Source organism: Chryseobacterium sp. CS3K3.1 (assembly GCF_059515165.1).
Genome location: NZ_JCAKRV010000021.1, coordinates 39239 through 51989, shown reverse-complemented (window position 1 = coordinate 51989; position 12751 = coordinate 39239). Strand labels below are relative to the sequence as shown.

Below are 12751 nucleotides of genomic sequence, written 5' to 3'. Positions count from 1 at the left end.
GTATATCAAAAATTGAAATGAATACAAATCAAAATAAAGCAGTAGAATTTGAAGATTTAGGAATCAAAGAATATCAGCCAGCCTGGGATTATCAGGAGCAACTGATGAAAAACATCATTGATACCAAAATAAAAAACAGAGATCTTCCTGCAGAACACCATAGTATTACTCCCAACCACCTTCTTTTCGTAGAGCATCCTCACGTGTACACGTTAGGAAAAAGCGGACATGAAGAAAATATGCTTGCCGGTATTGATAAGCTGAAAGAAATTGAGGCTACCTTCGTGAAAGTAAACCGCGGCGGTGATATTACCTATCATGGCTATGGACAAGTTGTGGGCTACCCTATTCTGGATCTTGAAAACTTTTTCACGGATATTCATTTATATATGAGAAATCTGGAAGAAGTGATCATCAGAACCATTGCCGAATATGGCATTAAAGGAGAACGTTCTCCGGGTGAGACCGGAGTATGGCTGGATGTGGGAAAACCTTACGCCAGAAAAATGTGTGCCATGGGAGTGAAAGCTTCCCGATGGGTAACTCTTCACGGCTTTGCACTTAATGTGAATACTGATATGCGTTATTTTGAATATATCATTCCATGTGGGATCAAAGACAAGCAGGTTACTTCATTAAAAAGAGAACTTGAAAGAGAACTGACACTAGAAGAAATGGAAGAACTGAAAGCAAAAATCAGGAAGCATTTCGCGGATGTTTTTCAGGCAGAATTGATTTATAAATAGTCAAGTTTACTTACAATAAAATAAACCCGTTTTCAATCGTTGAAACCGGGTTTTTATTTTTATGATAATGTTATTTTTATTCGCTTAGACTATCCGCAACGTTTGTTATTCCACAGGAATCCATACCTCAAAATCTATTTTAAAATTCTTCTTGCTTTTCAGAATTCTACTATTATTGAGACTTTTTTTAGATTTAATCCGTATTACATAGTTTAGATTCCTACGGAATGGACAAAGTATAAATAGACTTATCTTATTGAAGAACATTTGTATGACAGGAATAAACTATCCATCCACCTTGTCCATTCCGTAGGAATCCAGATCTCGAAATTCTATTTTAAAATTTTCTATGTTTCAAAATTCTACTATTAAAAACCTAAGGTTTTTTAGTTGTTTTCAATATTATAAAATCAATAAAACAACAGAATAATGTATTTTTTTCAAAAAAAATCTTGCATATATTTTAATTTTTATTACTTTTAATGTCACAAATAAGTGAACTATCATAATTAAAAAGTTCACTGAAAACTAACCACAAAATATAAAAACTATGAAAAAATTTCTGTTATCCATGATGGTATTCGTGACGGTACTGTCAGTGAATTCCTGCTCAGATTCAGCTGCCAATCAGGATCCTAATCTTGTAGCCAAGGAGTCTAATGAAATTGCAATGAAAGATTTCGGCAAAACTGTTCCGGTAGGGATTGAAAAAGAAGATGGAAAATTTAAAATCTCATTTATGGTTACTGCACAACCGTACGAAATTGCGGACAGTAAAGAGAATGCAGGTTATATTTCCATGATCAGACAGGCTGTTGAAAACGAAACTCCTGTTCATGTTTTCCTTAAAGCCAATACCAATAAAATTGCGAAAGTAGAAAAAGCAACTGCTGATGACATCCGTTATTTCAAATCGGTATTCAACAAAGAAGAAAGAGGAGAAAGTAACAAGGCAGTAAGTGTTATTCCAAATCTTGCTACGTTAAACAGTCTTTTTACCCAGATCAAAAACCAGGCTTGTGGAACTTCTACGGCATCTTCACCATGTATCACATTCAGATACCCTGTGGATGGATGCTATGCAAGAGCACACAAAATGAGACAGATCCTTTTGAACGCAGGCTATGATTGCGAAAAACAGTTCGTTTACGGTAATCTGAGAGCGTCTACAGGAACATGCTGTGTTTCATGGGTATATCACGTAGCGATTTTGGTAAGCTTCAAAAATGCTTCAGGAATTGTTGAGAAAAGAATCATTGATCCGTCATTATTCTCCAGCGGACCGGTAACCGATTCTGCATGGAGAGCTGCTTGCACCAATACAAGCTGTGGATCTGCTTCAGTATCTTCTTATGCCAATACTGCAGGAAACGTATACTACAGAAGTCCATCAGGATCTTTATTATATGATAACAATTATGTAAATACCAACTGTGTATTAAACATATTCTCATCCCTTTCCGGATGTTCTCCTTCCCCTGCACCTAGTGTAGCGAGCTGTGGATTCTAACTAATTTATATAGAGCTCCTGCCGATATTTTGATATATTGCAGGAGCTTTTTACTTAATCTTTTTTTATTATGAAAGCCTGGTCGTATTTACTATTACTTTTTATTATGATTACATCCTGTTCCGGTAACTCCAGTTCACAGAATTTGACATGGTACAATAATGCCACGATTTCAAACATCATGGAAGATCCCGATAAACCCAATGAAGTGGTACGGGTCGCTATTGGAATCAGTGCACAGGTTTTTTATCTCTCTAAAAAATCACCGGAATATAAAAGCCTGATGGAAAAAGCAACCCAAAGCTTTAAAAAAGGTAAGGCCTATAATATTGGTATTGAAAATAAAACCAATATCATTAAAGAAATTAAAGAGGTCAAATAATCCGGATTATCTGATCACAGAAATTCCGGCATCCACTTTCACTTCTGCCCCATGAATATAGGACGCTTCTTCTGAAGCCAGAAACAGAACTACACTGGCTATTTCTGAAGGCTCTCCCTGTCTTTTAAAAGGAATTGTCGGAATGATATCATCAATAGCGCTTTCTATCTGCTCTCCGGTTAAGCCTGTATTATTAAAAATATTGGTTTTGATATGTCCGGGACTTACTCCATTCACACGGATTCCACGTTCTGTAAGTTCTACAGCAAAAGTTTTGATCATTGACTGCACTGCAGATTTTGCCGCAGAATACACCGAAAAATTAGGCATCGCAATCTCTGTTGCCACGGAAGTATTGAAAATAACGGAGCTTCCGCTTTTCATTAATGGCAACACCTGCTGTACCGTAAAAAACGGACCCTTCACCAGCATATTAAATAATTCGTCAAACTGATTTTCATCCACATATTCCACAGGTGCAAATCTTCCGTATCCTGCATTGGCAAAAACCAGATCAATATGTTCTGTATATTTTCTGATTTCATGCTGCAGCATCATAAGGTCTTTCATATTTCCGGCATTGGAAACAATTCCAAAGGCCTTTTCTCCAAGTTTCTCTAAAGCACTATTCACCGTTTCTTCGCTTCTTCCGGTAATGATCACAGATCCTCCTTCTTCAATGAATTTCTGAGCCGTTGCCAAACCCATCCCATTGGTTCCTCCGGTAATTAAAGCGGTTTTGTTTTTAAATCTCTGCATTGTTTTAAGTTTAAAATTCTACGGCAAAGATTGGAATACTACGGCGTTGAAAAAATCCAGTTCTTGTGCAATTGAGTGGAAAGGTAAAAAGTTTATCAATAATTGTCATCAATAAAATCACTCAAAATTAAATTGCACACAATTAAATTGGCCATATATTTGTATCGTTAATTGAGTCAGTTCAAAACTGACATTGAATCATCAATAAGTAGTTTAATTTAAAAACAAAATAAAAATGTCATTAATAGAAAATCTAAACTGGAGACATGCTGTAAAAGCTTATGATCCGACCAAAAAAGTATCACAGGAAGACCTTAATACGATTTTAGAATCGGCAAGACTGGCTCCTACTTCATCGGGCTTACAGCCGTTCAGAATTATTGTAGTGGAAAATCAGGAACTGAAAGAAAAAATGGTGGCGGGTGCTTTAAACCCTGAAGTAATGAGAGATTCTTCTCACGTTTTGGTCTTTGCAGCATGGGACAGTTATTCTAATGAAAAAATTGACAAAGTTTACGATTATCATACGGATGTAAGAGATCTTCCGAGAGGCCGCTTCGGAAGCTATACCGATAAAATTAAAGAAATATACGGTGCGCAGACTCCTGAAGAGCATTTTGCCCACACTGCCCGCCAGACTTATATTGCCTTAGGAATTGCGCTAGCACAGGCTGCAGAACTTAAAATCGACAGTACTCCGGCGGAAGGATTCAGCAATGAGGTGGTAGATGAAGTACTGGGACTAAGAGAACTGGGATTAAAAAGTGTAAGCCTTTTATATCTCGGATACCGCGACGAAGCTAATGACTGGCTTTCTACTATGAAAAAAGTCAGAATTCCAATGGATGAATTTATCATAAAAAAGTAATACCTTCATCGAATCTTTCGTACCCCAAAATTATGGAAAATCCTAAAACACCTAAACTGGAAAACCAGATTTGTTTCCCATTGTATGTCATTGCCAAAGAAGTTACAGGGCTTTACCGTCCTTTTCTTGATGAGCTGGGCATTACCTATCCGCAATATCTTGTGATGATGATATTATGGGACGGTGACGGACTTACGGTAACCCATATCGGAGAAAAACTGTTTCTGGACAGTGGTACTTTGACCCCTCTTCTTAAAAGGCTGGAGTCTAAAGGATTTATCATCCGAAAAAGAAAAAAAGAGGACGAAAGAGTGGTTGAAGTATTTTTAGACGAAGCAGGAAAACAGCTTCAGCAAAAGGCTTGTGAAATTCCGGGGAAAATTCAGGAAAAACTGGGAATACAACCGGAAGAGCTGCTGCACCTTAAAGACACAGTCTTAAAAATCTTAAACAAAATAGAAAATAAATGAAAACATTATATACCACTCAGGTCACTGCTCAAGGAGGAAGAAACGGACATGTGAAAAGTGAAAACGGAGTGCTGGATCTTGATGTAAGAATGCCAAAAGGTTTAGGAGGAGCCAATGATGATTTTGCCAATCCTGAAATGCTTTTTGCAGCGGGATATTCTGCATGTTTCGACAGTGCTCTGAACAGAGTCATCAGTCTTTCTAAAATAAAAACCGGAGAAACTACAGTAACCGCTCAAGTCAGCATAGGTCAGCTTGAAAATGGCGGCTTTGGATTGGCAGCAGAACTGGATGTCAACATTCCCGGAGTTTCTCTTGAAGAGGCACAGGCCTTGACAGAAAAAGCACACCAGATCTGTCCTTATTCTAATGCGACCAGAAATAATATGGAGGTAAAACTTTCAGTCACCAACAAAGATTAATCCAATTTTTTTAAGCATAGTTATAACGAAAGGAGCTGTTTCCATGGAAACAGCTCCTTTTTATTTTTTTATTTTCCCACGGATTTCGCAGATGGGCACAGATGATTGAGAATATTTTTTTGTATATAATGCTTAAGAATTTCATTCATCATTCATCAAACATCATTTATAATTACCTCCTGTCTTTATTTACGTCACTTTTCTGATAGGCATCTACCTTTTTATAAGAATCGTTTTTTTCTTTTTCCTTTTTATCGGAAATCAGGATTCCGAAAAGATGGTCGATTTCATGCTGGAAAATCACCGCAGTAAAACCTTCTACGATTTCTGAATATTTCTGCCCTTTCAAATCCACATATTCCAGTTGGATAACTTTGCTTCTGTAAAACTGATCTCTGAAATCAGGAATAGATAAATCACCTTCGGGACCAAGATTCTGCAGATCGGAACGCCATACAATGACCGGGTTAATAAAATATTCCAAAGGGGCTCCTTCTTTATCAAAACGCTGTACCCAGATGATCTTTCTGTTGATTCCCACCTGAGGAGCCGCAATGCCTACTCCGCCATCCGTAGACAGAAGAGATTCTTTCATCCTTTTTACCAGAACAGCTGTATTAGGATCAAGAGGATCTGCTTCTGAGGAAATGTTCAGCAATGTTTGATGCTGATTATTATCCGTCGTCTGATAGATGGGTAACGCCTTATTTACATCTCCCTGATTGATGATGGAAAGCTCATTGGAAGTCAGTTTTTGTGCATTGAACAATCCGATAAAAAAGATCAGCAGAATGGGGATTTTTTTCATATGTTTTGAATGTGATACAAAGGTAAATATTGTGGAGTAAAAATGATTTATTTGCCGACGAATTTTAAGTTTTGGCTAAAGCCAATGGAATTTTGATATAAAAAAAGAAGAGGCTGTCTCAAAAGGTAAATTAACGCTCTGAGAATTTCCTAAATGACAAAAGTTGTCAGGCAGGAGTCCGAGAGAGGGGGTACTTTTGAGACAGCCTCTTTCTATTGAATGAATGCAATTCAAATTATTTAATTCATAATAAGATCTGCTCAATCCGCATCATCTGCGGGCTTCTTATTAAAAAGTCTTCGTCATATCTCCCGGAATAATAAGATTGAAGTCTGTCGGGATATAATCTTTCGCTGGTACTTTCAATTCAGGATCGTCTGATTCAAAAACGGAGATTACTGCCATTTTCAGGTTAGGATTTTTCTGTTTGATGTACCAATAAATCCCACCGAATTCTTTACTGTGGTAGTTTCCATTATAGTGAATGAAGGTTTTTCCCGCCTGGTAGCTTTTCAGGATAGATTCAGCCATTGTAGCATCTTTTGTAGCCTGAGCTGAAATAAAATTCATCACTTTGGTTCCTTCTGCATGATCTCCCATCATCTTTTTCATTTCCGGATATCCGGGAGTGTCTAAAGTCACTTTAATCGGCAACTGGGCGATATAGGTTTTCTCTTTTTCGCTTAATTTATTCAAGGATTCAAGACCTTCTTTTGCGGTTTGAGAGGCATATCTTCTTGGGATATTGGTAGCCACAAAATTCAGCTTTTTATCTTTGGCAAAATCTACCAAAGGCTTGTAATCAGTTGCATAATTGCTCCACAAACGGGCAGAATCTTTTAATGTTTTTGCATCAAACTTTCCGTTTAAATATTGATCCAGCTGCGCCTGATTGTCTCTTTCAAACATTTCTGCTCCTAAGATCAGCTGTCCGTTCTTTTTGGCAAACAGCGCTTCTGTAATTTTAAGCTGAAGCCAGTGATTGATAGAACTGTTATGATTTTCACCAAAAAAGACCACATCATAATCTGCCAGTTCTTTTACCAGCTTTTCTGTCTTCACTTCTTTTCCTTTTTTATCATAAAACTGATACGCTTTTAAATCCTGTGCTTTCAACGAACAGAATCCGGCCAGCAATATCGCTATGAAAATATGTTTCATTTTATTTTATATTTAATCACAAATTACACAAATATTTCGTCACCCATAGATCGCATGCAATAAAAAAGACCGCTTTGAATTTTACAAACAAAACGGTCTCATTCAAATCATCTAATTATTATTTCTCTAAAGCTGCTACAAGGTCCTTCCACTCCTGAAGCTCAGGAATTCCTGGTTTTCTTTTTCCGAAGAACTGAACGATGAAGTCGCCTTCTTTGTTGAATACTTCGATAGCGGTTACTTCTCCGTCTTCAGTAGGTTTTTTCACGATCCATGCTTCAGCAATTTTCGTTACGTCAAGATGTAAGTTGAAATCAGGATCCATCACGTTGAACCATTGCTGGTGCCAAAGTGTTTTCTTCACATTTCCTGTGTAGATCTGGATAATGCCTCTGTTTCCAACGAAAACCATGATCGGAACGTTCTTTTCAGAAGCATCTTCAAGGATATTCACCACTTTCGCATTATCAATTTTCTTAGCAAATCCTTCCGGAGCCAATCTTAATGCCTGCGTTCTGCTTACACCATATTTTCTGGTCATCATGAAGAAATCATGGGTGTCTTTCAATTCTGTCCATGCTTTTTTAAAGCCTTCTACATCAATGTCTGAATCTGCTTTTTCAGCCTGTTTTGGAGCTACTGCTTCAAAAGCCAATGCCTGATTCTGATCTTCTGCTCTGAATTTTTCTACGATCGCATCGAAAGCAGCTTCATTACTGTCCTTCGTCAGATAAATCTTGTGAAGTGCCAAACCGTCTTTTCCGAAAAACTGAAGGCTTTTCTTCTCTCCTTCCAGTACTGCAAAAGCAAATTTCCAGTGGTTAAGGAAAATTCTGAGATCAATATCTTCACCCACAAAAAGCTGTGCATGAGGGCTGCTGAAATCACCGTTCAGGTAAGTCCCTTTTCTTTCATGAACACATTCATCATTACGGGTAAGAGCCATAACCTTTCCTAATTGCCCAGCTTCTGTAAGGATTCCCTGGAAATCCGGGTTCAGGACCGTAACGCCTTCTCCAATGCTTGTTGCCAATAATTCTGCCTCACTTACTTCCAGCTGTGCTGCAGCGTTTCTTATTCTGATATGTGGATTTTCTGCTTTCAGAGCTTCCCATTTTTCCTTTAAATCATTAACTAATGTGCTCATTACTTTACTTTTTTATGGTTAAAATTGTATAAATTCTTCGTATGGTTTCGTTTCCTGTTTTACTTTTTATTTCTTCTTCTCTTTCAGAAGTTTTCATTCTTTTAAATTGGCTTTTGGAGACCAGCTCTTCCATTTCACTGTTGCTGTACAAGGTGAAATCATATTCCGTGAACGGCAGTTTTTCCATGAATTCTCTTTGTCCGAACGTAAGAACAAATGTTCCGTCATCTTTTAAAACCCTATAGATTTCGTTTAAGAATTCTACGGGATTTTCCCAGAAGTACACGGTATTGACTGTAAATATTTTATCAAAAGTTTCATCTTTGAAAGGAAGTTTCTTCCCTTCGTATAAAACAAATTCCGTCTGGCTTTCAAATTCTTTATTGAGCCTTTTGGCTTCATTGTGCATGGTTTCGGAAATGTCAATCCCTGTGTATTTAAGGTTTTTGGCAAGGTTCATGATACTTTTCAGGTGTGCGGCATTCCCATGTCCTATTTCAAGGATTTGCTGGCCGTCATCAATCACAAGTGTTTTGATACTTTCTAACGTCATGCTGATGTTAGTGGCATTCATCATTTCACCAATCTCAATGCCTTTTTCACCCTGAGGGTTGGCAAGATTCTGTGCGAGGATTTTGAGTTCTTCTTTTTCCATGGTTATCCAAAAATGATCATTGGGTTATCGGTAATAGGGTGCCCGCAGATGGTACAGGGAAAATTATAGGCATTGCTGATATTTTCTTCAGTAAAAACTTCCTGTGGGGTTCCATAGGCAGAGACTTGTCCTGATTTCATTAATAAAATCTTATCTGCAAACTGTGCAGCAAGGTTCAGATCATGCAAAACAACAATAGCACTGTTGGCTTTTTTGGTGAAATTTTTGATAATTTCCAATGCTTTGTACTGATGTTTTATATCTAAATTATTCAACGGTTCGTCCAGAAAAACCAGTTTATGGGCAATTTCATTTTCAAGCTGTGCCATCACTCTTGACAGATGTACACGCTGCTTTTCTCCTCCCGAAAGGGTATTGTATTCTCTTTCTTTGAGATGAAAAATATCGGTTTCGTACATCATATTATTCATGGCTTCAAGATCTTCTTTTCCGGGCTGGGCATCAAAATACGGATACCTCCCCATCATGATCACATCCTTCACTTCAAGCGGAATATCATTGCTGTTATGCTGCGAGAACTTGGCTTTATGTTTTGAAAGCTCCCGGATATTCCATTCTCTGATGGGTTTATTTTTAAACAAAACCTTGTTATGGCTGGACTTCACTTCATCTGCCAACACGCTCAGCAGGCTTGACTTCCCTGCTCCGTTGGGTCCTACAATGGCCAGAAATTCGCCGTATTCCAGAGATACATCTACCCCATCCAGAATCCTGAATTCTTTATGTTTATAATTTATCTGGTGTGCCTTGATCATTACAGTGATTTTTTAAATTTAACCAAAATAGCGATAAAAATAGGTCCTCCCATTAAGGCTGTTAAAATCCCTATCGGTAGTTCTGACGGTGCCACAATACTTCTGCTGAAGGTATCTGCCGTTAATAACAAAATGCTTCCGCACATTGCCGATAATGGCAAAATAAAAACATAATTTGATTTAAATAAAAGCCTTAAAATATAAGGTACAATAAGACCTACAAAACCAATTGTTCCAGAAAATGCCACGCAGGTTCCCACCATTAAAGCCACGGTGATAATGATCTGCTTTTTCAGTTTTTCCACATTGATTCCCAGATGCTGTGCATCTTTTTCTCCCAGCATCATTGCATTTAAGGCTTTTCCTTTGGGTAATAAAATGATGTAGGCGATGGTGATCACAATGGCGAGAATGATATTTTTCGTCCATGTGGCTGCGGCCAGGCTTCCTAAATTCCAGAAAGTAAGATCTCTGAGCTGTTCATCTTTTGAGATATAGATCAAAAATCCGGTTATCGAAAACCCGATAGCTGTAATGGCAACTCCGGTAAGCAGCATCATCACTACATTGGTTTTCCCTCCGCTTGTTGAAATTCTGTAGACCAGCATCATGGATAAAAAAGAACCGATAAAAGCTGCTATTCCTACCAGTGAAAATTGTACAGCTTCAGGAAGATATTCTTTAAAATGTCCTCCTAAAACAATCGCAATGGCTGCCAGCAACGTTGCTCCTGATGTAAGTCCTATTAAATCTCCGGTTGCCAGAGGATTCTTGAAAAGTCCCTGAAGGCTCGTCCCGGAAACCGACAACATACTTCCTACTAAAATGGCCATGATAATCCTGGCTGCCCTTACGTCCCAGATCACATATTTATCACTGAGTGACAAACCGGAATCTCCTTTTATCAATTGCCACAGAGCCCTGAACGGAGAATTTTCTCCGAAATCATAAACTCCTGTATTAAGTGACAGTACTGCTATAATGGCAAGCAGTACCGCACTTATCATTAGATAAAAGTATAATTTACTTGGTGCTTTCAATTAAAAGTTTGTTTAATCCTACTGCTGCTTCTCCTACTCTTGGTCCAAAACCTGATACCAAACCTCCGTCCATTGCAATGATTTTCTTGTTTTTACCTGCATTGGTCTGAGATACTCCCGGCATTTTTAACGCGCCTTCGTTTCCTCCTGCTCCCTGTAAACCGGTTTCGAAGAAAAATAGTACATCAGGATTAGCTTTTACAACCGCTTCCGGAGTCAATGGTTTGAAATCTTCAAAATCAGTTACTGCATTTTCTCCTCCTGCAAGAGTGATCAATGACGCCATTGGGGTATTTTTACCACTCACCATTAGCATATTTCCTCTTGCGTAGATGAACAATACCTTGGGCTTTTTAGCAATAGGCTGTACTTGCTTTAAGTCAGCATCAATTTTATCATTTAATTTCTGATAATCTGTATTTCCGATCGCTTTTGCTACCTGCTCGATCAGTTTTTTAGTTCCTTCAACCGTATATTCCTGTTTAAAAACTTCGGTTTGAATCCCTGAGGATTTGATTTTCCCCATTAGTTCCGGATTGATATCTTTATCAGAAGCCAGAATCAATGTTGGGTTTACAGCCATGATCGGTTCAATTGTCATTGATCTCATGTGTCCTAAATCTTTCGCTGTAGTTTTTAATGAGGCAGGATAGGTGCTGGTAACATCAGTTCCCACGATTTCTTTTTCGTGGCCTAAAGCAGCTACGATTTCAGTAATTCCGCCATTTAATGTTACTATTTTATTGTTGGTTTTGGGTGCTTCTGAACTGGCTTCTGTTGTATTTTCTTTTGCTCCTGTCTCTGCTTTTTTGCAAGAATATACTGCCACAAGAACAGAAGCTGCAAGGATGAATTTTTTCATGATCTACTATTATTTGATTATTTATAAAGGTTCGAATTCAAAATTGGTGTACCCTCTTTCACCTTTTGTATTTTTCATGGTATTGAATCTCAGCTTGAAATAAAAACCTTCAGCATCTTTCAATACAAAGAAACGGTCTGCATACACAAAAGGAACAGGATTGGATGCCGTACCGGTAGTGGTTCTCCATTTATCCCCAATAGCCCTCTGGTCATTGAAAACAAATTTTGAAGGCTCTACATCTTTCAGTTTAAATGCACTGTAAGCAGCATCAAGACTTCCCGTAACTGTTACCTGGTAAGCACCTACTCCATTCAAAGTATTGGTTGTTACAAAATCTGCATAAAAATAGCTTCCTGCACTGGTTGTAGGTCCCATGAACACTTCATTGGTAAATGTTGTGAATGCCAGATCCCATTTCTTTTTCTTTGGCTGAATCTTTACCGGGGTTCCTGTTTTCAGATTGAAGAATGAGAAGCTATATTCTGTATCTTTTGTAATGATATATTCTTTGATGTCTGCTTCTGCTGCGTTCACGTCAGCATAACGGATTTTGTACCCATTCTGAGCTCTCAGGATCTGAATTTTTTTCCATCCTCTCGGATCACCGGACAATGAAACTGAACCAGCTCCGATATTGGCGGCAGAAGGTATCTCTCTCCCAAGATTGATTAGATACACAGGGTTATCCATATCATTTTCATGGATGGCATCAATTCCTGAAGTCTGATTTAAGAAGTCTCCGTTCGGATTGTCAACATACTTCATGTTGGCAGCATCAAATGTTCCTACCTGGGCAATATCTTTTAAACTTGAAATATCAGCTTCCTTTACTTTACTGATGTCTGATGCGTTGGGTATTTTGATCACCGTCATGGCAAGAGATCCGTTCATGATCACTCTGTAGGCATCGCCGCTGTAAAAACCAAGATCCCAGTCTGTCCTGCTGTTGACCGCCGGATTGGTGTAGTCACTTAAATCGATCCAAACCTGATTAGGTTCTGTAGGGCCGCCAATTGGCACACTTACTTCAGATCCCGTCATAGGCGGAACCGGAACCGGATCTTCGTCTGCAGAAAGACAAGACTGTGTGGCAGCCATGATGGAAAGAAGAGATACTATTTTTAAATACTTCATAATCGTAA

15 protein-coding genes are annotated in these 12751 nt (G+C 38.3%); 6 read left to right on the top strand and 9 right to left on the bottom strand.

Annotated features, from left to right (window positions below):
* The first annotated feature begins 17 nt into the window (after positions 1-17).
* The 3 genes from lipB (at position 18) to AC5YGI_RS18055 (ending at position 2638) form a co-directional block, all read left to right on the top strand.
* Complete coding sequence (gene lipB, locus AC5YGI_RS18065) at positions 18-746, top strand: lipoyl(octanoyl) transferase LipB (protein WP_496169140.1); 729 nt, start codon at positions 18-20, stop codon at positions 744-746.
* A gap of 550 nt (positions 747-1296) precedes the next feature.
* Complete coding sequence (locus tag AC5YGI_RS18060; protein ID WP_110009435.1) at positions 1297-2256, top strand: protein-glutamine glutaminase; 960 nt, start codon at positions 1297-1299, stop codon at positions 2254-2256.
* A 70-nt stretch (positions 2257-2326) separates the two neighbouring features.
* Positions 2327-2638, top strand: coding sequence for a hypothetical protein (locus AC5YGI_RS18055; RefSeq protein ID WP_110009436.1), 312 nt, complete (start codon positions 2327-2329; stop codon positions 2636-2638).
* Positions 2639-2644: 6 nt separating this feature from the next.
* On the opposite strand, the gene AC5YGI_RS18050 is transcribed toward AC5YGI_RS18055, so the two are convergent.
* Complete coding sequence (locus tag AC5YGI_RS18050) at positions 2645-3397, bottom strand: SDR family oxidoreductase (RefSeq protein WP_446106342.1); 753 nt, start codon at positions 3395-3397, stop codon at positions 2645-2647.
* 235 nt (positions 3398-3632) lie between these two features.
* Between AC5YGI_RS18050 and AC5YGI_RS18045 the strand changes: the two genes are divergently transcribed.
* The 3 genes from AC5YGI_RS18045 to AC5YGI_RS18035 are packed head-to-tail and all read left to right on the top strand — an operon-like array spanning position 3633 to position 5157.
* Positions 3633-4265: an NAD(P)H-dependent oxidoreductase gene (locus AC5YGI_RS18045; RefSeq protein ID WP_110009438.1), complete on the top strand. Its 633-nt coding sequence runs from the start codon at positions 3633-3635 to the stop codon at positions 4263-4265.
* 32 nt (positions 4266-4297) lie between these two features.
* Positions 4298-4735, top strand: a complete 438-nt coding sequence (locus AC5YGI_RS18040; protein WP_496169137.1) for a MarR family winged helix-turn-helix transcriptional regulator — start codon at positions 4298-4300, stop codon at positions 4733-4735.
* A complete protein-coding gene (locus AC5YGI_RS18035) occupies positions 4732-5157 on the top strand; it encodes an organic hydroperoxide resistance protein (protein WP_496169135.1) in 426 nt (141 codons plus the stop codon). The genes AC5YGI_RS18040 and AC5YGI_RS18035 overlap by 4 nt, the downstream gene beginning before the upstream one ends.
* A 172-nt stretch (positions 5158-5329) precedes the next feature.
* Here the strand turns inward: AC5YGI_RS18035 and AC5YGI_RS18030 are convergent, their stop codons facing one another.
* The 8 genes from AC5YGI_RS18030 to AC5YGI_RS17995 all read right to left on the bottom strand — a co-directional run bounded on the left by AC5YGI_RS18030 (position 5330) and on the right by AC5YGI_RS17995 (position 12743).
* Positions 5330-5965 carry a peptide deformylase gene (locus tag AC5YGI_RS18030; RefSeq protein ID WP_496169134.1) on the bottom strand — a complete coding sequence of 212 codons (636 nt, stop codon included), beginning with the start codon at positions 5963-5965 and terminating at the stop codon, positions 5330-5332.
* A 288-nt stretch (positions 5966-6253) separates the two neighbouring features.
* On the bottom strand, positions 6254-7126 hold the full coding sequence (locus AC5YGI_RS18025) for a ChaN family lipoprotein (RefSeq protein WP_496169132.1): 873 nt from the start codon (positions 7124-7126) through the stop codon (positions 6254-6256).
* 118 nt (positions 7127-7244) lie between these two features.
* Positions 7245-8273, bottom strand: a complete 1029-nt coding sequence (locus AC5YGI_RS18020; RefSeq protein WP_496169130.1) for a hemin-degrading factor — start codon at positions 8271-8273, stop codon at positions 7245-7247.
* A 4-nt stretch (positions 8274-8277) separates the two neighbouring features.
* Complete coding sequence (locus tag AC5YGI_RS18015) at positions 8278-8928, bottom strand: class I SAM-dependent methyltransferase (protein WP_496169128.1); 651 nt, start codon at positions 8926-8928, stop codon at positions 8278-8280.
* 2 nt (positions 8929-8930) lie between these two features.
* Positions 8931-9704: a heme ABC transporter ATP-binding protein gene (locus AC5YGI_RS18010; protein ID WP_496169127.1), complete on the bottom strand. Its 774-nt coding sequence runs from the start codon at positions 9702-9704 to the stop codon at positions 8931-8933.
* Positions 9704-10711, bottom strand: coding sequence for a FecCD family ABC transporter permease (locus AC5YGI_RS18005; RefSeq protein WP_496169126.1), 1008 nt, complete (start codon positions 10709-10711; stop codon positions 9704-9706). The genes AC5YGI_RS18010 and AC5YGI_RS18005 overlap by 1 nt, the downstream gene beginning before the upstream one ends.
* Positions 10712-10727: 16 nt before the next feature.
* Complete coding sequence (locus AC5YGI_RS18000; protein ID WP_496169125.1) at positions 10728-11606, bottom strand: heme/hemin ABC transporter substrate-binding protein; 879 nt, start codon at positions 11604-11606, stop codon at positions 10728-10730.
* Between the two features lie 21 nt (positions 11607-11627).
* Positions 11628-12743 (bottom strand): HmuY family protein, encoded by a 1116-nt coding sequence (locus AC5YGI_RS17995; RefSeq protein ID WP_496169124.1) that lies wholly within the window; start codon positions 12741-12743, stop codon positions 11628-11630.
* Positions 12744-12751: the final 8 nt, after the last annotated feature.

Coding starts and splice junctions, on each gene's coding strand:
- AC5YGI_RS18050 (WP_446106342.1), bottom strand. CDS start 3,397: ATGCAGAGATTTAAAAACAAAACCGCTTTAATTACCGGAGGAACCAAT.
- AC5YGI_RS18025 (WP_496169132.1), bottom strand. CDS start 7,126: ATGAAACATATTTTCATAGCGATATTGCTGGCCGGATTCTGTTCGTTG.
- AC5YGI_RS18005 (WP_496169126.1), bottom strand. CDS start 10,711: ATGATAAGTGCGGTACTGCTTGCCATTATAGCAGTACTGTCACTTAAT.
- AC5YGI_RS18015 (WP_496169128.1), bottom strand. CDS start 8,928: ATGGAAAAAGAAGAACTCAAAATCCTCGCACAGAATCTTGCCAACCCT.
- AC5YGI_RS17995 (WP_496169124.1), bottom strand. CDS start 12,743: ATGAAGTATTTAAAAATAGTATCTCTTCTTTCCATCATGGCTGCCACA.
- AC5YGI_RS18045 (WP_110009438.1), top strand. CDS start 3,633: ATGTCATTAATAGAAAATCTAAACTGGAGACATGCTGTAAAAGCTTAT.
- lipB (WP_496169140.1), top strand. CDS start 18: ATGAATACAAATCAAAATAAAGCAGTAGAATTTGAAGATTTAGGAATC.
- AC5YGI_RS18035 (WP_496169135.1), top strand. CDS start 4,732: ATGAAAACATTATATACCACTCAGGTCACTGCTCAAGGAGGAAGAAAC.
- AC5YGI_RS18040 (WP_496169137.1), top strand. CDS start 4,298: ATGGAAAATCCTAAAACACCTAAACTGGAAAACCAGATTTGTTTCCCA.
- AC5YGI_RS18010 (WP_496169127.1), bottom strand. CDS start 9,704: ATGATCAAGGCACACCAGATAAATTATAAACATAAAGAATTCAGGATT.
- AC5YGI_RS18055 (WP_110009436.1), top strand. CDS start 2,327: ATGAAAGCCTGGTCGTATTTACTATTACTTTTTATTATGATTACATCC.
- AC5YGI_RS18020 (WP_496169130.1), bottom strand. CDS start 8,273: ATGAGCACATTAGTTAATGATTTAAAGGAAAAATGGGAAGCTCTGAAA.
- AC5YGI_RS18030 (WP_496169134.1), bottom strand. CDS start 5,965: ATGAAAAAAATCCCCATTCTGCTGATCTTTTTTATCGGATTGTTCAAT.
- AC5YGI_RS18060 (WP_110009435.1), top strand. CDS start 1,297: ATGAAAAAATTTCTGTTATCCATGATGGTATTCGTGACGGTACTGTCA.
- AC5YGI_RS18000 (WP_496169125.1), bottom strand. CDS start 11,606: ATGAAAAAATTCATCCTTGCAGCTTCTGTTCTTGTGGCAGTATATTCT.